Source organism: Pseudoduganella rivuli (assembly GCF_009674485.1).
GTDB classification, from domain to species: Bacteria; Pseudomonadota; Gammaproteobacteria; order Burkholderiales; family Burkholderiaceae_D; genus Rugamonas; species Rugamonas rivuli_B.
The window spans coordinates 38,537-56,941 of record NZ_WKJJ01000018.1; the positions used below are offsets into that span (position 1 = coordinate 38,537).

The 18,405-nt window shown below is 61.6% G+C and carries 15 protein-coding genes; 5 read left to right on the plus strand and 10 right to left on the minus strand.

The features are described 5' to 3' along the window. Positions 1–101 precede the first annotated feature (101 nt). From mutM to mutY, 3 genes are read left to right on the plus strand one after another with little or no spacing between them, the layout of a single operon-like run. Entirely contained in the window at positions 102–938 is an 837-nt protein-coding gene (mutM, locus tag GJ700_RS25370) for a bifunctional DNA-formamidopyrimidine glycosylase/DNA-(apurinic or apyrimidinic site) lyase (RefSeq protein ID WP_154379236.1), read from the plus strand. A 15-nt stretch (positions 939–953) separates the two neighbouring features. Continuing rightward, positions 954–2,885 (plus strand): dynamin family protein, encoded by a 1,932-nt coding sequence (locus tag GJ700_RS25375; RefSeq protein WP_154379238.1) that lies wholly within the window; start codon positions 954–956, stop codon positions 2,883–2,885. An 18-nt stretch (positions 2,886–2,903) separates the two neighbouring features. Beyond that, positions 2,904–4,061: an A/G-specific adenine glycosylase gene (mutY, locus tag GJ700_RS25380; protein WP_154379240.1), complete on the plus strand. Its 1,158-nt coding sequence runs from the start codon at positions 2,904–2,906 to the stop codon at positions 4,059–4,061. Here mutY and GJ700_RS25385 read toward each other — a convergent pair whose 3' ends face one another. The 8 genes from GJ700_RS25385 to GJ700_RS25420 form a co-directional block, all read right to left on the minus strand. Continuing rightward, positions 4,062–5,198: a deoxyguanosinetriphosphate triphosphohydrolase gene (locus GJ700_RS25385; protein WP_154379242.1), complete on the minus strand. Its 1,137-nt coding sequence runs from the start codon at positions 5,196–5,198 to the stop codon at positions 4,062–4,064. It abuts the gene before it with no gap. Positions 5,199–5,211: 13 nt separating this feature from the next. Next, on the minus strand, positions 5,212–6,834 hold the full coding sequence (gene aroKB, locus GJ700_RS25390; protein ID WP_154379244.1) for a bifunctional shikimate kinase/3-dehydroquinate synthase AroKB: 1,623 nt from the start codon (positions 6,832–6,834) through the stop codon (positions 5,212–5,214). Between the two features lie 126 nt (positions 6,835–6,960). Beyond that, on the minus strand, positions 6,961–9,195 hold the full coding sequence (locus GJ700_RS25395; protein ID WP_195764014.1) for an Ig-like domain-containing protein: 2,235 nt from the start codon (positions 9,193–9,195) through the stop codon (positions 6,961–6,963). A 45-nt stretch (positions 9,196–9,240) separates the two neighbouring features. Continuing rightward, positions 9,241–11,385, minus strand: a complete 2,145-nt coding sequence (locus GJ700_RS25400; RefSeq protein ID WP_195764019.1) for a type IV pilus secretin PilQ — start codon at positions 11,383–11,385, stop codon at positions 9,241–9,243. A gap of 92 nt (positions 11,386–11,477) precedes the next feature. Continuing rightward, complete coding sequence (locus GJ700_RS25405; RefSeq protein ID WP_229507244.1) at positions 11,478–12,026, minus strand: pilus assembly protein PilP; 549 nt, start codon at positions 12,024–12,026, stop codon at positions 11,478–11,480. Further along, positions 12,023–12,691 carry a type IV pilus inner membrane component PilO gene (locus GJ700_RS25410; RefSeq protein WP_154379248.1) on the minus strand — a complete coding sequence of 223 codons (669 nt, stop codon included), beginning with the start codon at positions 12,689–12,691 and terminating at the stop codon, positions 12,023–12,025. The genes GJ700_RS25405 and GJ700_RS25410 overlap by 4 nt, the downstream gene beginning before the upstream one ends. Before the next feature lie 12 nt (positions 12,692–12,703). After that, positions 12,704–13,363, minus strand: a complete 660-nt coding sequence (locus GJ700_RS25415) for a PilN domain-containing protein (RefSeq protein WP_154379249.1) — start codon at positions 13,361–13,363, stop codon at positions 12,704–12,706. Next, entirely contained in the window at positions 13,363–14,442 is a 1,080-nt protein-coding gene (locus GJ700_RS25420; RefSeq protein WP_154379251.1) for a pilus assembly protein PilM, read from the minus strand. Before GJ700_RS25420 ends, GJ700_RS25415 begins: the two co-directional genes overlap by 1 nt. A 343-nt stretch (positions 14,443–14,785) precedes the next feature. Between GJ700_RS25420 and GJ700_RS25425 the strand changes: the two genes are divergently transcribed. Beyond that, positions 14,786–17,104 carry a penicillin-binding protein 1A gene (locus GJ700_RS25425; protein ID WP_154379253.1) on the plus strand — a complete coding sequence of 773 codons (2,319 nt, stop codon included), beginning with the start codon at positions 14,786–14,788 and terminating at the stop codon, positions 17,102–17,104. Between the two features lie 8 nt (positions 17,105–17,112). Continuing rightward, complete coding sequence (locus GJ700_RS25430) at positions 17,113–17,598, plus strand: DinB family protein (protein ID WP_154379255.1); 486 nt, start codon at positions 17,113–17,115, stop codon at positions 17,596–17,598. Here GJ700_RS25430 and GJ700_RS25435 read toward each other — a convergent pair. Beyond that, complete coding sequence (locus tag GJ700_RS25435; RefSeq protein ID WP_371868121.1) at positions 17,567–17,977, minus strand: carboxymuconolactone decarboxylase family protein; 411 nt, start codon at positions 17,975–17,977, stop codon at positions 17,567–17,569. The two genes, GJ700_RS25430 and GJ700_RS25435, sit on opposite strands and share 32 nt — an antisense overlap. Next, a complete protein-coding gene (locus GJ700_RS25440) occupies positions 17,916–18,380 on the minus strand; it encodes a MerR family transcriptional regulator (protein ID WP_154379259.1) in 465 nt (154 codons plus the stop codon). Before GJ700_RS25440 ends, GJ700_RS25435 begins: the two co-directional genes overlap by 62 nt. Positions 18,381–18,405: the final 25 nt, after the last annotated feature.

Here is an 18,405-nt window from a genome sequence, read left to right on the forward strand (position 1 = left end):
GGGTGATCCTGACTTTTCGGAAACTTATTTCGATTTTACGCCAACCATTCCCCCGCCGTGCGTTTGCCCGGCCTTACATTTGTAAGGAAATTTGTTTCTCCATGCCTGAATTGCCAGAAGTCGAAGTGACGCGCCGCGGCATCGCCCCCCATATCGAGCGCCGTACCGTGCGCGACGTGGTCATGCGCCGCAGCGGCTTGCGCTGGCCATTCCCCGCCGGGCTGGCGAAAGCGCTGGCCGGCCGCACCGTGCTGGACACTGGCCGGCGCGGCAAATACCTGCTGCTGAACTTTGAGCACGGCACGCTGATCATCCACCTCGGCATGTCCGGCCACCTGCGCGTGCTGCCGCAGGGTATCCCGCCGGCCAAGCACGACCATTTCGACCTGGTGGTGGAAAGCGCGCAGGACGGCATCCAGGTGCTGCGCCTGACGGACCCGCGCCGTTTCGGCGCCGTACTGTGGCACAGCCGTGACGACGGCAAACTGGAGGAAAACCTGCTGTTGCGGGGGCTGGGCGTGGAACCGCTTGAAGCGGGGTTCACGGGCAAGCTGCTGTATGACCAGACGCGCCAGCGCAGCGCCGCCGTCAAGCAAGTGTTGCTGGCGGGCGATATCGTGGTCGGCGTCGGCAATATCTATTGTTCGGAAAGCCTGTTCCGGGCCGGCATCAATCCGAAAACCCCGGCCCGGCGCATCAGCCTGGCGCGCTATGACAAGCTGGCGCAAGCCATCCGCGACGTGCTGGCCGAAGCCATTGTGCAGGGCGGCAGCACGCTGCGCGACTTTATCAGCGTGAATGGCCAGTCCGGCTATTTCCAGCAGACATATTTCGTCTATGATCGTACTGGCATCCCCTGCCGCGTGTGTGGCACGCCGATCCGGCAGATCAAGCAGGGGCAGCGGTCGACGTTTTACTGTGTACAGTGCCAGAAATAACCTTGAAAGGTTGATATGGTTGTGAGGGACCTGGAACAATACAGCGCATGGCGCCACGGCGTGATTTCCGCCCTGAAGCAATACCAGGCCTGGATTGCCAGCGCCGAACTGGCCGATGCCGCCACCGAGCAGCGCCTTGCCCGCACTTTGGCGCGGCTGTCCGACGACAAGCTGTCGGTGGCCTTCGTGGCGGAATTCTCGCGCGGTAAATCCGAACTGATCAACGCCATCTTCTTTGCCGACTACGGCCAGCGCATCCTCCCTTCCGCCGCGGGCCGCACGACGATGTGCCCCACCGAATTGCTGCACGACCCGGCATGGCCGCCGTGCATCCGCCTGCTGCCGATCGAAACGCGGGCCGACAACCTGTCGACCAGCGATTACCGCGACCAGGCGTCGGCCTGGACCATGCTGCCGCTGGACCTGGACACGCCGGAATCCATGCACGACGTGTTCCGCCAGGTATGCCTGACGCGCCACGTCAGCGTGGAGGAAGCAAAGCGCTACGGCTTGTATGACGAAAACGATCCCGACATGGCCGCCACGCTGGACGACGACGGCCTGGTGGAAATTTCGCTGTGGCGCCATGCCATCATCAACTTCCCTCATCCGTTGCTGAAGCAGGGCCTGGTCATCCTCGATACGCCGGGCCTGAACGCCATCGGCACGGAACCGGAACTGACGCTGAACCTGATCCCGCACGCGCACGCCGTGCTGTTCATCCTGGCTGCCGACACGGGCGTCACCAAGAGCGACATCGAAGTGTGGCGCCAGCATATCGGCGGCGGCGCCGGCCGCCTGGTGGTGCTGAACAAGATCGACAGCATGTGGGATGAATTGCGCAGCGACGACGAAGTCAATGGCGCCATCAGCCGCCAGCAAGAACATGCGGCGCATATGCTGTCGCTGGAACCGCGGCAAGTGTTTCCCGTCTCCGCGCAAAAAGCGCTGGTGGCCAAGATCACCAACGATGCGAAATTGCTGGAAAAAAGCCGCCTGGGCGAACTGGAGCGGGCGCTGTTCGACGAGCTGATCCCGGCCAAGAAAGACATCGTCCGCAAACAGCTGGCGCAAGACTTGCACACGCTGTCTCAGGCGCAGCAGGCGCTGATCGGTGCGCGCATGCGGGGCATCGTCGAACAATTGCATGAATTGAAAAGCTTGCGGGGCAAGAACCAGAGCGTCATTGCGCACATGGTCAAGCGGGTGGAAGCGGAAAAGAAGGAGTTCGACAGCAGCCTGTTCAAGCTGCAAGCCACGCGCGCCGTGTTTACGCGGTTGTCGACGGAACTGTACACGAACATGGGCATGGATATCCTGCGCGACCACGTGCACGTGGTGCGCAACGCCATGGCCAGCACCCGCTTCACCCTGGGCATGCGCGAAGCCGTGAAAGCCTTCTTTGCCGGCATCCGCCAGGACTTGCACGCGTCGGAACACAAGATCGATGAAATCCGCGACATGATGGACGTCATGTACCGCAAATTCTCGGCCGAACACGGCTTGTCGCTGGCGCCGCCGATGGCCTTCACGCTGGATAAATACCGCGATGAAATCGCCGACATCGAAGATATCTACGACAAGCAGTTCGGCACCATGACCTTGCTGACCACCAGCCGCGTGGTGCTGATCGAGCGTTTCTTCGATTCCATCGCGTCCAGCGTCAAGCGCTGCTTCAAGGCCGCCAATGCGGATGCGGAAGCATGGCTGAAAGTCATCATGGCGCCGCTGGAAGCGCAAATCCGCCAGCACAAGGAACAGTTGAAACACCGCCAGGCCTCGATCCAGCGCATCCATGACGCCACCGACGACCTGGAACAGAAGATTGAAGCCTTTGAACAGTCGCAGGCGGAACTGGAACAGCAAAAGGCGCGGCTGACCGAACTTTCAGGTTCTATCAGCATTGCCATCAACGCGGAATTCGTGGAGATGGAGGCGGCGGCGTAACAGCGTAAAATAGCGGGCATGAAACGACTGACCCATCCGCTGGCCCCTGCCGGTTCCGGCGACACGGATTATTCCGACCCCACCTTTTCCGCCACCCTGATCGCATGGCAACAACAACATGGCCGGCACACGCTGCCATGGCAAAACACGCGCAACGCGTATCTGGTCTGGCTGTCGGAAATCATGTTGCAGCAAACGCAAGTGTCCGCCGTGCTGGGTTATTACGCCCGTTTCCTGGAGCGCTTCCCTACCCTGCAATCGCTGGCCGAAGCCCCGGTGGAAGACGTGATGGCGCAATGGAGCGGCCTGGGTTACTACACGCGGGCCCGCAACCTGCACAAGTGCGCGCAACAGGTGGTCGCGCAATACGGCGGCGTGTTCCCGTCCGACCCGGTGCTGCTGGCGGAATTGCCCGGCATCGGCCGCTCGACGGCGGCCGCGATTGCCGCGTTTTCATCGGGCACGCGCGCGGCCATCATGGATGGCAACGTCAAGCGCGTGTTTGCCCGCGTGTTCGGCATCGATACCTTCCCCGGCGAGAAAAAAACGGAAGCCGCCATGTGGCGGCGCGCGGAAGCGCTGTTGCCGGAAGCGGGGATCGAATCCTATACGCAGGGCTTGATGGACATGGGCGCCACCCTGTGCACGCGCTCCAGCCCCGATTGCGGCCGCTGCCCGATGCAGCCGCGCTGCGTCGCGCATGCGACGGACCGCGTCAAGGACCTGCCCGTGCGCAAGCCGAAAAAAGCGTCGCCGGAAAAGCATGCGGTGATGCTGGCCATCGTGCACGGGGGCCAGGTGCTGCTGGAACAGCGCCCGCCCACCGGCATCTGGGGCGGCCTGCTGTCGCTGCCCGAACTCGATGGCCATACGCCGGCCGAAGACGACGACATTCCGCCGGTCGACGATACGTTGCTGCTGGCTGCCGTGCAGCCGTTTGGCGTGATCGATACGCACGAGCGGCTGCTCAACGTCACGCACGTGTTCACGCATTACAAGCTGCACATTGCGCCGTTGCTGGTGACGTTGCGGCAACGGGCTGCATTTGCCGGCGAGGGACGGTATCAGTGGCTCGATGCGGCCAGGGTGGGAGATGCGGCGCTGCCGGCGCCTGTCAAGAAATTGCTGCTGGACGTGCTGGGCGATGCCGGCGACAGCCAGGGGCGGTTGCTGTAATTACAGCTCATCCATCGCAAACAGCCGCCGGTATTCCTTGAATGCGTACCGGTCCGTCATGCCTGCAATGTAATCGGCAATCTTGCGCGCCTGGCGGTGCACGTCGCCGGACGTGTCCAGGTAATCCGGCGGCAGCAGCACGGGATCGTGCACGAACGCTTCATACAATTCGCGGATGATGCGGCTGGCTTTGACCCGCATGCGGTTGACCTTGTAGTGCGTGTACAGGTTCGCGCGCAGGAAGCGCTTCAGCTCCGTCGCATCCTTGCGCATTTGCGGTGAAAAGCGGATCAGCGGCGGCGCGGCGCGCACGTCTTCGATGCTTTTCGGCGCCGCCTCGGCCAGCAATTCACGCGACGTCACCAACAAATCGTCGGCCAGCGCCGTGATCACGCGGCGCAGCGTTTCGTAAATCGCGCGCCGTCCCGCCAGCCCCGGATAACTGCGCTGCACGTCGTGCCAGATGCGGGCAAAGAAATCCACCTGCTCCAGTTGTTCGATCGTGATCAGGCCGGAACGCAAGCCATCGTCGATATCGTGGCTGTTGTAGGCGATTTCATCGGCCAGGTTGGTCAGCTGCGCTTCCAGCGAAGGTTGCGTGCGGTCGATGAACCGCTGCGCAACGGGACCCAGCAGCTTCGCATTGTTCAGCGAACAATGCTTCAAGATCCCTTCGCGGGTGGCGAACATCAGGTTCAGGCCATCGAAGGCGCCATACATTTCTTCCAGCTCGTCCACCACGCGCAAGCTTTGCAGGTTGTGCTCGAAGCCGCCGTGGTCGTGCATGCACTCGTTCAGCACATCCTGGCCCACGTGGCCGAACGGCGTGTGGCCCAGGTCGTGCGCCAGCGCCACGGCTTCCACCAGGTCTTCATTGAGGCGCAGGTTGCGCGCCAGCGAGCGGCCGATTTGCGCCACTTCCAGGCTGTGCGTCAGGCGGGTGCGGAACAGGTCGCCCTCGTGGTTGAGGAAAACCTGGGTCTTGTATTCGAGGCGGCGGAACGCCGTGGAGTGGATGATGCGGTCGCGGTCGCGCTGGAACTGGCTGCGCGACGCGTGCGGAGTTTCATCGAAACGCCGCCCCGCATCCTTGTCCGACTGTACGGCATAAGGGGCGAGGTGGGTTTCGTAACTCATGCTGAACTCCTTGTTATTCCTTCGTGCAGGCAGCCAATGTCGCCAGCAGCAGATCCTGCGGCGCATTGGTGATCGATGGTTTGCCCAATGGTTTCAACAAAATGAACTTGATGGCGCCGCCTTCGTTTTTCTTGTCGACTTCCATCAGTCCCAGCCAGCGCTGCGCACCCAGGTCCGGCGCCACGGTCGGCAAACCGGCCGCTTTCACCAGCTTGCGCACGCGCTCCACGGTGTCCGCATCGATCAAGCCCATGCGGTGCGACAAGTCCGCCGCCATTACCATGCCGCAGCCGACCGCTTCGCCGTGCAGCCAGGCGCCATAACCGAGGCCCGCTTCGATCGCGTGGCCGAACGTGTGGCCGAAATTCAGGATCGCGCGCAGGCCGCCTTCGCGTTCATCCTGGCGCACCACATCGGCCTTGATTTCGCACGAACGGGCAATCGCATAGGCCAGCGACGCCTTGTCGCGCGCCACCAGCTTTTCAATATTTGCTTCGATCCAGTCAAAGAATTCCGCGTCGATGATGGCGCCATGCTTGATGACTTCCGCCAGGCCGGCCGACAGTTCGCGGTCCGGCAGCGTTTCCAGGGTCGACGTATCGGCAATCACCACGCGCGGCTGGTAAAACGCGCCGATCATGTTCTTGCCCAGCGGGTGGTTGATGCCGGTCTTGCCGCCCACCGACGAATCGACTTGCGACAGCAACGTGGTCGGCACCTGGATGAAATCGACGCCGCGCATGTAGCTGGCGGCCGCATAACCGGTCAGATCGCCGATCACGCCGCCGCCCAGTGCGATCAGCGTGCACTTGCGGTCGGCCTTGTTGGCCAGCAGGCTGTCGAACACCTGCATCAGGCTCGACCAGTTTTTATGTTCTTCGCCGTCCGGCAGGATAATGTCCAGCACTTGTTTGCCATTGGCTTGCAGCGCGCTTTTCACCTTGTCCAGGTACAGCGGGGCCACCGTGGTATTGGTGACGATGGCGACTTTGCTGCCAGCGGTGTGGCGCGCCAGCAGCGCGCCATCGTCCAGCAGCGATGGGCCAATGGAAATGGGATAGCTGCGCTCGCCCAGGTCGACGTTCAGGAGGATGGTGGTTTGGTCAGTCATCGAAGGTTGTGCTTCCGTGAGGCAGTTGGGCGCCGCATCGCAGGCACGGGCATCCAGCTGGTTCAAAATCATGTGAACCATCGATTGTACGTTAGGTCGGCCGGTATCGACGACCAGGTGCGCCAATTCCTCATATAGCGGCTCGCGCTGCGCCATCAATTCTTCCAGCTTTTTGCGGGGATCGGCGGTTTGCAGCAGGGGCCGGTTCTTGTCGTGGGCCGTGCGCTGCAAGATGCTGTTGATGCTCGCGCGCAAGTAAATCACCGTGCCCCGCTCGCGCAGGTACTGGCGCGATTGCGGATTGAGGATGGCGCCGCCGCCCGTCGCCAGCACGATGCCCGATTGCGCCGACAATTCCCGGATCACTTCCGCTTCGCGCCGGCGGAAGCTTTGTTCGCCTTCGATTTCAAAAATCCACGGGATCGACGCGCCCGTGCGGGCTTCGATTTCATGGTCGGAATCAATGAACTGCATGCCCAGCTTGCGTGCCAGCAGGCGCCCGATGGTGGTCTTTCCTGCCCCCATCAGCCCCACGAGAAAAATGTTACTTCGATAAGTTTCAGCCACTTGAACCAACTTTTCTGAAAACACGAACGCCGGCACATGGCCGGCGCGCGCGTAGCGTTTACGTATTCCGTCTTATGGACGTGTTTATGGACATGTAAACGCTAGTTTAAACGGATACGAAGTCACATTCCCTTTAGGCGTGGTTACCGTCACATTGAATGTGCCTGCAAGCGGGGTCAGACATGGTTTGGCCTGGGCGCTGCCGATCGAAATCTGGTGATACGAACCTTGCCGTATAGAACTATTGTCTATGCCGGTACCGGTCAGCACATCGCCGGTCGCCGTGTGCGGGAACACATTCTGCACGGTCGACGGCGACACGCCGATACCCACGGCATTGACGACACTGGTGATTTCCACCTTGGTGCCGGACGGCATCGGATTATTGTTTTCATCGTTGATTTCCAGCGTGATCACTTTGGATTCCGTGGAAGCCACCGAGCCGAGGTCGGTCGGCGCCCCCGTGAGGCGGAGTGGCGCGGTCGGCGCGTCAAACCAGTACACATTGGTGGCAAAGCTGCCGGACAGGAATATAGCCGCCTTGGCAAACAGCGTATTGGTGCCGTCCGTCGTGCTGGCGCAAATGGTGGCCAGGCCGGTGCGGACGGAATCGTTGGAAACGGCGCCGGCGGAACCGGTATTGCATGGCGTCGACGGTACGTTCGGGGATGCCACACGTGGCGCCTGCGTACGGAAATCGACCGAGCAACCGCCATTGACCGTGTTGCAGGCGCCCTTGCTGGACGTGCCGATCGAACCGAGGTTGGTCTGGAATACCACCGGCAAGCCATCCGGCACGGGATTGCCCGCCTGGTCCGCTACCAGGATATTCACGTTGGTGGCCGGCGTGACGGGACCGCTGTCATAGCCCCAGCCTTCGACGTTCGGGCTGACGACCGACAGCGAGAAGGCGCGCTGGACCGGCAGGCCGGTGGTCACCACGATGGAATCGGACGTGGTGGACGCGCCATTGTCCAAGGTCGCCGTGATGCGGAACGAGGTTGGCACCGAACCGGAATTGACGGTGGTGATGACGTCGCCGTTGGCATCCGTGCTGTCGCTGAGCTTGTTGATGGTCACGCTGGTCGACGTCGTGCTGAACTTGACGTTCTGGCCGGCCAGCGGTTTGCCGAAGGTATCGAACACCTTGAAGGTCAGGGTCGCGGTTTCCGTGCGGCCGATACCGCCCTGGCCCTTGATGACGATCGAACGGTCCGTCGGCGAAGCGGCGGAGAACTGGATCGACGCGGCTTTCGGTGCGGCGATGACCAGGTTGGCCGTGCTGGCTTTCGTGATACCGGACGCGGACGCCGTGATCTGGTCGGTATTGCCGCAACCCTGGTCGCGGTACACCACTTGCGCGGTGCCGTTCGACGTCGGCGCCGTGGCCGCCAGCGTTGCCTTGCCGGCCGTGACGCAATTCGACGCAAATGCGATATTCAATTGCTGTTCCGTGTACTTGGCGCTGCCGGCCAGCACGTCGACCGTGATGACGGACGAGCCATACGCCGGGATGCTGGCTGGAGACAGGCTCAGCGGACCCAGCACGATGGCGGTGGCGCCCACGCTGAAGTTGGCGGTCGCGTCCAGCGACGTACCGGCCACCACCACGGCGGCGCTGACGGTGCCGGCGCCCGAAGCGGACAGGCTGGCCGGACGCATGGTGACCTCGGCCACGCCGTTGGCGTCGGTCAGCGCGGTACCGGCCGAGGGCGAGAACGCCACCAGCTTGTCGTCCGCCGTAAACGACACCAGCGCATTGGCCACCGGCTTGTTGTCTTTATCGCGCACCGTGGTGCGGGCCGTCAGCGGCGTGGCCGACGACAGCGAATTGCTGGCCGCACCAGCGCTGTTCACCAGCGTCATGGTGGCGGTCGGCACGGTTGGCGGTACGATACCTACCACCTGGATTTTCTTGGTGGCCGATACCGTTCCCACCGTGGCCGTGACGGTGATCGTGCGCAGCGACGTATCGCCCTTCACGTTGAGCCGCGCGGTGGCGGTGCCGGTGGCGTCGGTGGTTTTGCTCACCACCACGATGTTGCCGGAATCCGCCTTGAAATCGACAGTCTGGTTTTCCATCACCAGGTTATTGGCATCCTTGACCAGCGCCGAAAGCGTCACTTCCGTGCCGTCCGCGCCGGACGACGCGATGGTGTCCGCGCTGGAAACCAGCACCACGCTGGTGACCTTGGGACCCGTGGTCGTGCCATTGTTGTTGGTGCCCGTGGTGGCGCCAGGGTTGCCGCCGCCGCCGCCGCAGGCGGCCAGCAGCGTGGCGCAGCACAGCAGCGCCAGCCATTCCCTGAGTGTGCTCATCAAACCAGTTGTCGTTTTATACATAGAGTTCCTCTCTTGCCTGCATTATCGTGCTGAAAGACGTTCCGCGACAATCTTCGGCGTAATAAACACCAGCAGCTCGGTTTTTTCATTGGTGCGGCCAGTGTTCTTGAACAGCATGCCCAGCACGGGCACGTCGCCCAGTACCGGCACTTTGGAGACGGTGGTGCGCTCGATCTGCTGATAGATACCGCCCAGCACCACGGTGCCGCCATTTTCCACCATCACCTGGGTTTTCACGTGCTTGGTGTCGATGGCAAAACCGGCGCGGGTTTCCTGGCCCACGCTATCCTTGTTGACGTCCACGTCGATGACGACATTGCCATCGGGCGTGATTTGCGGCGTCACTTCGAGCCGCAGGTTCGCCTTGCGGAATATGATCGACGTGGCGCCGCTGCTGGTCGCCACCTGGTAAGGCAGTTCCAGGCCCTGCTCGATGGTGGCGATCGCCTTGTCCGCCGTGACGACACGGGGGCTGGAAATGATCTTGCCATTGCCATCGGCTTCCAGCGCGGACAGTTCCAGGTTCAGGAAGCGGTTGGCCGCCGACGAAAACAGGCTGACCGCCAGGTTGGCCGCCGCCAGCCCGTTGATGGGCGCGGCCGGCAAGTTCAGGAATTGCGAATTGGTATAGCCGTCGCCCTTATCCGGCGTCTGGCCCGTGACCTGGCCAATGCCCGTCAGGTTGCCGCCGATGGCGATTCGGCTGTTGGAATTGCCGATCTGGTAACCCGTATCGCCGCCCCGCAAGGTACGCAAATCCGCGAAGCCGAGCCGCGCGCCCAGGTTGCGGGTGAACGAATCGGATGCTTCCACGATGCGCGCTTCGATCAGCACCTGCTTGGTGGCGACGTCCGTCTTGGCGATCAGCTTGCGGATATCGTCCAGCTTGGACGCGATATCCGTGACGAACAGCTGGTTGGTGCGCGGTTCGATGATGGCGCTGCCGCGCTTGGACAGGATGCGGTTCTTGCTGTCACCGCCCCCCTCCAGGCCGAACACGGTCTTGAACGATTCCGCCTTCTGGTAATTGAGCTGGAAGATTTCAGACTTCAGCGGCTCCAGGTCGGCAATCTGCGCGCGCTGTTCCAGTTCCAGCTTTTCCTTGGTCAGCAATTCCTCCTTGGGCGCAATCCACAGCACGGAGCCATTCTTGCGCATGTCCAGGCCCTTGGCCTGCAACACCACGTCCAGCGCCTGGTCCCACGGCACTTCGCGCAGGCGCAGCGTCAGGTTGCCCGATACGCTGTCGCTGGTGATGATGTTCAGGCCCGAGATATCGGCAATCGCCTGCAGCGCCGCGCGCACTTCCACGTTCTGGAAATTGAACGACAGCTTTTCACCCCGGTAGCCCTGCGTGCCCTGCGTCAGCTTGTTCGGGTCTTCCTTCAGTGGCCGCACATCGATCACCAGTTGCGTATCGCTCTGGTAGACGCTCTGTTCCCACAAGCCCCTGGCGTCGACCGTCATGCGCACATTGTCGCCCTGCGGCACGGTCGTCACTTGCGTTACCGGCGTGCCGAAGTCCGTGACGTCGATACGGCGGCGCAGGGTTTCGGGCAAGCCGGTTTTCAGGAATTCCACCACCAGCCCATTCGCATTCGGACGCACGTCGACCGCCACCTGGCTGTTCGGCAAATCCACGACGATGCGGCCTTCCCCATTGGCGCCGCGGCGGAAGTCCAGGTCCCGCAACAACTGTTTTTGCGCTTTATCGGCGGACTTGGCCGAATTTGCTCCCTGCCCCACCGGCAAGCCGGTGGAGTCGACCGCTGTCGCCAAACCGCCGGAGCCGTCGATCGTCACGATGATGGCGTTGCCGTCGATGGTGGCGGCGTAATTCAAATTGCGTTTCAGGTTGAACACCAGGCGGGCCCGTTCGCCTGCCTGCACCAGGTTCACGCTGCGCAAATCCCCCTGATTGAATTCATACGTATTCTTGCCCGTCAAATTCACGGTGGCGCCGAAGTCCAGCGCAATGCGCGCGGGGTTGGTGATCGTGAAGCCGATCGGCAGCTTTTCCGGCGCGTTTTTCATGGCGATCTTGACGATCACGTTGGCGCCCTGCTGGTTGGCCGTGACCGACTCGATCGCATTGGCTGCCATCGCCGCGGGCTGCGCCGAGTTGGCTGAGGGGGCGGAAGGCGCCTGGGCCAGCGCCGGCTGCATCATCAGCGGCGGAAGCAGCAGCGCTGCCATGGCCAGCACGGCGCGCCAGGCTGGCCGGGCCTGGTATGGCGAGGCGGAAGTCATGAGGGGGCTCATTTGTTGCTCTCCTTACTTTCCTGCAACTCCAACTTGGACATGCGCTCGATCCAGTCGCCAGTGGCATCCTGCACGATTTCCTTGACGGTGATGGCATCTTCCGACACGGCCGTGATCAGGCCGAAGTTTTGCCCGAGATGCTGGCCGGGACGCACCTGGTATACGGATTTATCGATTTGCAGTAAGGCAAACATAGTTTTGGATTTTTCCAGGGTGCCGACCATTTTCATGGCGTCGAGCGGGAAGCCTTCAAGGAATTCCTTGCGGCGCGTGGTATCGGGGCGCACGCCGCCGCCCGCATTGGCCTGGCGCGCCAACTCGGCCAGCAATTTGTTCTGGTTGAACGGATCGACCTCCGCCGCCGCGCTGTAGGCAAACGGGATAAAGGTCTTGGGTTCGGCGATGGGTTTGACGGCCACCTTGGCCTGGCTGTCCGTCTGCTTCATCCACTCCTTGACTTCCTGGACGTCGCTGTCGCCGCAACCGGCCAGCGCCATTGCCGCCATCGCTGCCATCGTCACTGTCTTGAAAGAGAAGCGCTTCATTTTTTCGCCGCCTTCTTCTTCTCGGCTGCCGCCTTGCGCTGCGCCGCCACTTCTTCCGGATCCAGATAGCGGAAGGTCTTCGCCACCGCGTCCAGGGTCAGGATATTGCCGCCCTGCTGGGGCGCCGACAGTTGCATATTGTTCAGGGTGACGATGCGGGGCAGATTCGCCATGTCGCTGGCGAACGCGCCGATGTCATGGTAGTTGCCCGTTACCTTGATATTGATGGGCAGTTCCGCGTAATAATCCTTGACCACCACCTGGCCCGGCTTGAACAGCTCGAACTGCAGGCCCCGGCCAAGACCCGCCTGGTTGATGTCCGACAGCAGCGCCGCCATTTCCGCCTTGCTCGGCAATTGCTTTTGCAGGCGCTCCACGTACTGGTCGACCTGCACTTTTTGCGCCCGCAGCGCTTCGAGGTTGACGGCTTGCTGCGATTTTTCCGTATATTCAGCCTTCAGCTTGGCTTCCTGTGCGGCGCCCGCTTCCTGTTCGTCGAACTGGCCGCTCCAGTAGCCGAAATAGCCGGCCACCACCACGCCCAGCGCCACACCCACGGCGCACAGGATGCGGGGCGCAATCGGCCACATGCCCGGATGGCGGCCGTTCAAGCCCTGGAACTGGGCTTGCAGCGATTCGCTTAGTTGTTTGACGTCGATGGCCATAGTGTTCTCTGCTCAGGGCTTCGCTGACGCATTGGCCGCATTCGCCGTGGCGGCGGCTGCCGGCTTTTGATCACCGGGTTTGCCCGGCTTGCCGTCTTCCAGCTGGTCTTTATCGCGCGGACGCTTGATGCCGACGATCATGTTGAATTCCACGACTTTCTTCGCGGTCTTGCCCTGCCCCATGCCGGTCGCCTTCACTTCCACCAGGTCCGGTTTTTCCAGCCACGGCGACACGCTGGACACATTGCGCAGCAATTCCGACACGCGCTCCTGCGATTGCGCATAGCCCTGGATGACGACGCGCTGCCCATCCTGCTTGAAGCTCTTCAGGTAGACGCCGGCCGGCGTTTGCTTGACCAGTTCATCGAGCAGGTAGACCGGCTGGTTGCGGTCGCCCTGCAAGTCTTCCACCGCTTGCTGGCGCGCTTTCAGCGCTTCGATCTCTTGCTTCAACGTGGCGATTTCCGCGATCTTTTTATCCAGCACCACGATGGCGTTCTTGATGGCCAGGTTGCGCTGCTCCTGGATGGCGATGGCGCGCGCGTTGTAGCCGCCCACCACCAGCACGATCGCGGCGCCAATCACGACGCCCAATACCATCAGCGCGTAAAACGCGGCTTTTTTCTGTTTGCGCTTTTCCTCGCGGTGCGGGAGCAGGTTTATCCGGATCATCAGCCGAACCTCCGCAACGCCAGCCCACAGGCAACCAGGTAAGCGGGCGCTTCGCTGCGCAACGCCTGTTCACGCACGCCGGCGCCCAGCGCCATGCCCTTGAACGGTGAAATCACTGCCGAATTGATCTTGGTGCGGCTGGCCACGATATCGAGCAATCCCGGGATCAACGCACAGCCGCCGGCCAGGTACAACTGGTCCACCCTGGTGTATGGCGTGGACGTGTAAAAGAATTGGATGGCGCGCGTGACTTCCATGGCCGCGCTTTCCAGGAACGGTTCCAGCACGTCGGCCGCATAGTTTTCCGGCAAGTCGCCGGATTTCTTTTTCGCTTCCGCTTCGTCATACGACAGGCCGAAGGCGCGCACGATATCCTGCGTCAGCGTATTGCCGCCAAACGGCTGTTCCCGCTCATAAATCGCCACGCCATCGAGCAGCACGGAAATATGCGTGACTTGCGCGCCGATCTGGAACAGCGCGACGATCTGGCCCGCGCTGGCGCCAGGCACCTGAGCCAGCACCCGGTCCAGCGCGGCGCGCGCCGCATACGATTCGATATCCATGACGGCCGCCTTCAGGCCGGACGCTTCCGCAATGGCCACCCGGTCTTCGACTTTTTCACGGCGCGATGCGGCCAGCAACACTTCAACGTCATCTTCCGACGCGGGCGACGGGCCGATCACATCGAAGTCCAGGCTGACTTCATCGAGGGCGAACGGGATATATTGGCTGGCTTCGGATTCGACCTGCACTTCCAGCTGGTCTTCCGACATCCCGGCCGGCAACGTGATTTTCTTGGTGATGACGGAGGCCGGCGGCATTCCGAGAGCGACCAGCTTGGCGCGGGTGCCGCTTTTTTTCCAGACGCGGCGCAGCGCTTCCACCACCTGGTCGAGATTTTCAATATTGCCGTCAATGACGGCGCCGCGCGGCAACGGTTCCGACGCATAGCGCTCCAGCCGCAATCCTTCTTTGCCAGCCTGGGCCAGTTCCACCAGGCGGACACTGGAAGTGCTGATGTCGACGCCCACCAGCGGCGCATTTCCCCTGCCGAACAGCGTGCTCAGGTCCAGGTTCATAGCGGTTCCCCGCCATGTTGCAACTGGTCACACACCGTTGTTGATCGCATAAAAAGACTCGATTTGATGCCTGCGGTTGAGGGCGAAAGAGGGTAAAAACGGGACAGTACATCAGATGCTAGCAATAAGGCCGAGAGAGTGTAAAGGTATTTCTACCGTGCACAATTGCTCATTTGTGCACCCGGCACCACACTTGAAACTCACTCTGTAGCCTTGAATTCAACTCACTTATTTAGTTGCTCATAGTAAATATTTCACGCCTGTTGCCTGTCCGCTAAGCCCGCCGCAAGCTATCAGGCGTCGCTTATAATGGCCCGGACCCAAGACCCGAGAGACTACGTGCATGACCACTGCAGCCAATGACACTCCGGCCCGCTCGCGCGGCCTGCTGTTTACCATCATCGCTTCCCTTGCCGGCGTGGCGCTGGCCGGCGCGCTGCTGCTGGTATTCGGCCTGGCGCTGGCCTACCCCAATTTGCCGGAACTTGATTCCCTGACGGATTACCGCCCCAAAATGCCGCTGCGGATCTTTTCCGCCGACGGCGTCCTGATCGGCGAATTCGGCGAAGAGCGCCGCAACCTCGTGCGCATCAAGGACATCCCCGACGTCATGAAAAAAGCCGTGCTGGCCATCGAGGACAGCAATTTCTATGAACACGGCGGCGTCGACTACACCGGTATCCTGCGCGCGGCTGTCCACAATGCGACAGGCGGCGCGCGCCAGGGCGCGTCGACCATCACCCAGCAAGTTGCCCGCAACTTCTTCCTTTCCAGCGAACAGACGTTCAAGCGCAAACTGTATGAAATGCTGCTGGCCTGGAAAATCGAAAAGAACCTGACCAAGGACCAGATTCTCGAGGTCTACATGAACCAGATCTATCTGGGCCAGCGCGCTTACGGCTTTTCGTCCGCCGCCCAGATTTATTTCGGCAAAAATCTGAAAGACATTAGCGTTGCCGAAGCGGCCATGCTGGCCGGCCTGCCGAAAGCGCCGTCGGCCTACAACCCGGTGGTGAACCCGAAACGGGCCCGCACGCGCCAGCAATACATCCTGCAGCGCATGAACGAGCTGGGTTACATCACGCCCGCCCAGTACACGGCCGCGAAAGCCGAGCAATTGCGCATCAAGACCGACAGCAGCGAATTCGGCGTCCATGCGGAATATGTGGCGGAAATGGCGCGCCAGCTGGTGTATGAGCAATTCAAGGAAGATACGTACACGCGCGGCCTGAACGTGTTCACCACCATCACCAAGGCGGACCAGGATGCCGCTTACCTGGCCCTGCGCCGCGGCGTGATGGATTATGAAAAGCGCCATGCCTACCGCGGGCCGGAAGCGTACATCGACATCCCCGCCAACAAGGAAGAAGCGGACGAGGCGATTGAAACGGAACTGGCGGGCCGCCCGGACAGCGATGACATCGTGGCGGCCATGGTGCTGCAAGTGTCGCCGACCAAGGTGGTGGCGGTCACGGCATCGGGCGAGGAAATCACGATCACCGGCGAAGGACTGGAAGCGGCCCGCTCGTGGCTGACGGACAAGGCGGCGCCGAATAAACGCATCCGCCGGGGCGCCGTGATCCGCGTGCACCAGGAAGGCAAGGACTGGGAAATCACGCAAATGCCGGAAGTCGAATCGGCCTTCGTGTCGGCATCCACCGAAGATGGCGCCATCAAGGCGCTGGTGGGCGGCTTCGATTTCAACCGGAATAAATTCAACCACGTGACGCAGGCATGGCGCCAGCCCGGCTCGTCGTTCAAGCCATTTATTTACTCGGCATCGCTGGAGCGCGGTCTGTCGCCATCGACCGTCATCAATGACGCGCCGATCTCGTTCGACGCGGGCCAGACCGGCGGCCAGGCGTGGGAACCGAAGAACTACGACGGCAAGTACGAAGGTCCGATGACGATGCGCAAGGGCCTGACGAAATCGAAAAACATGATTTCGATCCGCATCCTGCACCGCATCGGCGCCAAATACGGCCAGGAATACACGACCCGCTTCGGCTTCGACGCGGAAAAGAACCCGCCATACCTGACCCTGGCGCTGGGCGCCGGCGCCGTGACGCCACTGCAGGAAGCGGGCGCGTACGCCGTGTTCGCAAACGGCGGCTATAAAGTCACGCCGTACCTGATTTCCAAGGTGACGGATGCGAACGGCAAGGTGCTGTCGCAGGCATCGCCGGACCGGGCAGGCGATCCCAACAACCGCGTGATCGACGAGCGCAACGCCTTCCTGATGGATTCCATGATGAAGGACGTCGTCAAATACGGCACCGCGACCAAGGCGCTGGTGCTGAAGCGCCCTGACATCGCCGGCAAGACGGGCACCACCAACGATTCCATCGACGCGTGGTTTGCCGGTTACCAGTCGAAACTGGTGGCGGTAGCCTGGATCGGCTTCGACCAGCCGCGCAACCTGGGTAATAAAGAAACCGGCGGCGGCCTGGCGCTGCCGATCTGGATCGGCTACATGCAAAAAGCGCTGAAAAACATCCCGATCGAAGAAAGGCCGGTGCCGGAGGGCATGATGGTGGTGGATGGCGAGTATTACTACGCCGAGAACCCGCCAGGGATGGGGGTGCAGAGTCTTGAGGGGGCTTCGCGGGGGACGCCGGCGGAGGAGAAGGCGAAGGATGCGGTGAAGAACGAGTTGTTCTGACGGTGAAGATGCTCATCGACATATTCAAATACAAACAATGGGCCGACCGGCGCACGCTCGATGCGGTGGCGACCATCGATCAGCACGCGTTTGCCGGGGCGCTGGCGTTTGCACGGCAACAGCTGAACCACATGGTGCGGGTGGAAGAGTTGTTCAAAGCCCGGCTCCTGGGTGAACCTGAACCGCATGCTTCCACCAACACGGAACTGGTTCCCGACCTGACGTCGCTGGGTCAGCGCATCACCGCGTCGAATCGCTGGTTCGCCAGCTTCGTTAAAGAGATAAAGCCTCCCTTGCTCGACGAACGGTTGCATTTCCAGTTTGTCGATGGACAGCAGGGAAGCATGACACGCCAGGAAATCCTGTTCCATATCGTCAACCACGGGACGTACCACCGGGGCGCCATCGGCCATGCGCTGGACTTGGCAGGCGCGGCGCGACCTGCCGATACCTACACCGTCTTCATTCACGCGGCCGAGCCAGACCGTCGGTGACGGCCGCCTCGTTTTCCTGCGCAAACACTTCCCGCGCCGCCGCCAGCCCATTCAATGCAGCCGGAAAACCTGCGTACACGGCCATTTGCATGATGGTTTCAATGACTTCCGTGCGCGTAACACCCACGTTGAGCGCGGCATGGATATGCACTTTCAGTTGCGGGGCCGCGTTGCCCATGGCGGTTAAGGCCGCCACCACGGCGATTTCCCGGCTGCGCAAGTCCAGTCCCGGCCGCGAATAAATGTCGCCGAATGGGAATTCGATCAGGTAACGGCCAAAGTCCGGGGCAATGTCCTCCAGGCTGGCCAGCACGCGCTCACCGGCCGCGCCGTCGATTTCCCGTAATTTTTCCAACCCGCGTTGATAACGTTCGCTCATCGTTTGCTCCTTCATCTATGGTGGGGTGCAACGCGAGCGACTGTTCCAATGTGCGGTAGTGCGTGATCTTGGCCTCCAGGGCTTGTGCCGCTTGCCGCATGGCCTCGATTTCCGCCAGCACGTCCGCCAGGTGCGTTTCCAGCATCCGGCGGCGCTCCGGTACCGTCGAGTCGCCCGCGCTGCGGAGTTCTGCGAACGCCAGCATCTTGCCGATCGGCATATTGGTCGTCCGCAGCCGCAACAGGAATTCGATCCACGCAATATCCGAGGCCGCGTACCGGCGCTGCCCGCCGGGAGCGCGGGGCACAGGAGCAATCAGCCGGATACGCTCGTAATAACGCAGCGTGTGGGCCGTCAGTCCTGTGCGTTTTGCCGCTTCGTCTATGCCGAGGAAGGATTCCATGAAGGGAGCATAGAAGTTAGAGCGC

What these genes read in the sequence shown, in the direction of transcription:
- mutM (WP_154379236.1), top strand. Translation starts at nt 102, where the DNA reads ATGCCTGAATTGCCAGAAGTCGAAGTGACGCGCCGCGGCATCGCCCCC.
- GJ700_RS25375 (WP_154379238.1), top strand. Translation starts at nt 954, where the DNA reads ATGGTTGTGAGGGACCTGGAACAATACAGCGCATGGCGCCACGGCGTG.
- mutY (WP_154379240.1), top strand. Translation starts at nt 2,904, where the DNA reads ATGAAACGACTGACCCATCCGCTGGCCCCTGCCGGTTCCGGCGACACG.
- GJ700_RS25385 (WP_154379242.1), bottom strand. Translation starts at nt 5,198, where the DNA reads ATGAGTTACGAAACCCACCTCGCCCCTTATGCCGTACAGTCGGACAAG.
- aroKB (WP_154379244.1), bottom strand. Translation starts at nt 6,834, where the DNA reads ATGGGGGCAGGAAAGACCACCATCGGGCGCCTGCTGGCACGCAAGCTG.
- GJ700_RS25395 (WP_195764014.1), bottom strand. Translation starts at nt 9,195, where the DNA reads ATGAGCACACTCAGGGAATGGCTGGCGCTGCTGTGCTGCGCCACGCTG.
- GJ700_RS25400 (WP_195764019.1), bottom strand. Translation starts at nt 11,385, where the DNA reads ATGCAGCCGGCGCTGGCCCAGGCGCCTTCCGCCCCCTCAGCCAACTCG.
- GJ700_RS25405 (WP_229507244.1), bottom strand. Translation starts at nt 12,026, where the DNA reads ATGAAGCGCTTCTCTTTCAAGACAGTGACGATGGCAGCGATGGCGGCA.
- GJ700_RS25410 (WP_154379248.1), bottom strand. Translation starts at nt 12,691, where the DNA reads ATGGCCATCGACGTCAAACAACTAAGCGAATCGCTGCAAGCCCAGTTC.
- GJ700_RS25415 (WP_154379249.1), bottom strand. Translation starts at nt 13,363, where the DNA reads ATGATCCGGATAAACCTGCTCCCGCACCGCGAGGAAAAGCGCAAACAG.
- GJ700_RS25420 (WP_154379251.1), bottom strand. Translation starts at nt 14,442, where the DNA reads ATGAACCTGGACCTGAGCACGCTGTTCGGCAGGGGAAATGCGCCGCTG.
- GJ700_RS25425 (WP_154379253.1), top strand. Translation starts at nt 14,786, where the DNA reads ATGACCACTGCAGCCAATGACACTCCGGCCCGCTCGCGCGGCCTGCTG.
- GJ700_RS25430 (WP_154379255.1), top strand. Translation starts at nt 17,113, where the DNA reads ATGCTCATCGACATATTCAAATACAAACAATGGGCCGACCGGCGCACG.
- GJ700_RS25435 (WP_371868121.1), bottom strand. Translation starts at nt 17,977, where the DNA reads ATGAGCGAACGTTATCAACGCGGGTTGGAAAAATTACGGGAAATCGAC.
- GJ700_RS25440 (WP_154379259.1), bottom strand. Translation starts at nt 18,380, where the DNA reads ATGGAATCCTTCCTCGGCATAGACGAAGCGGCAAAACGCACAGGACTG.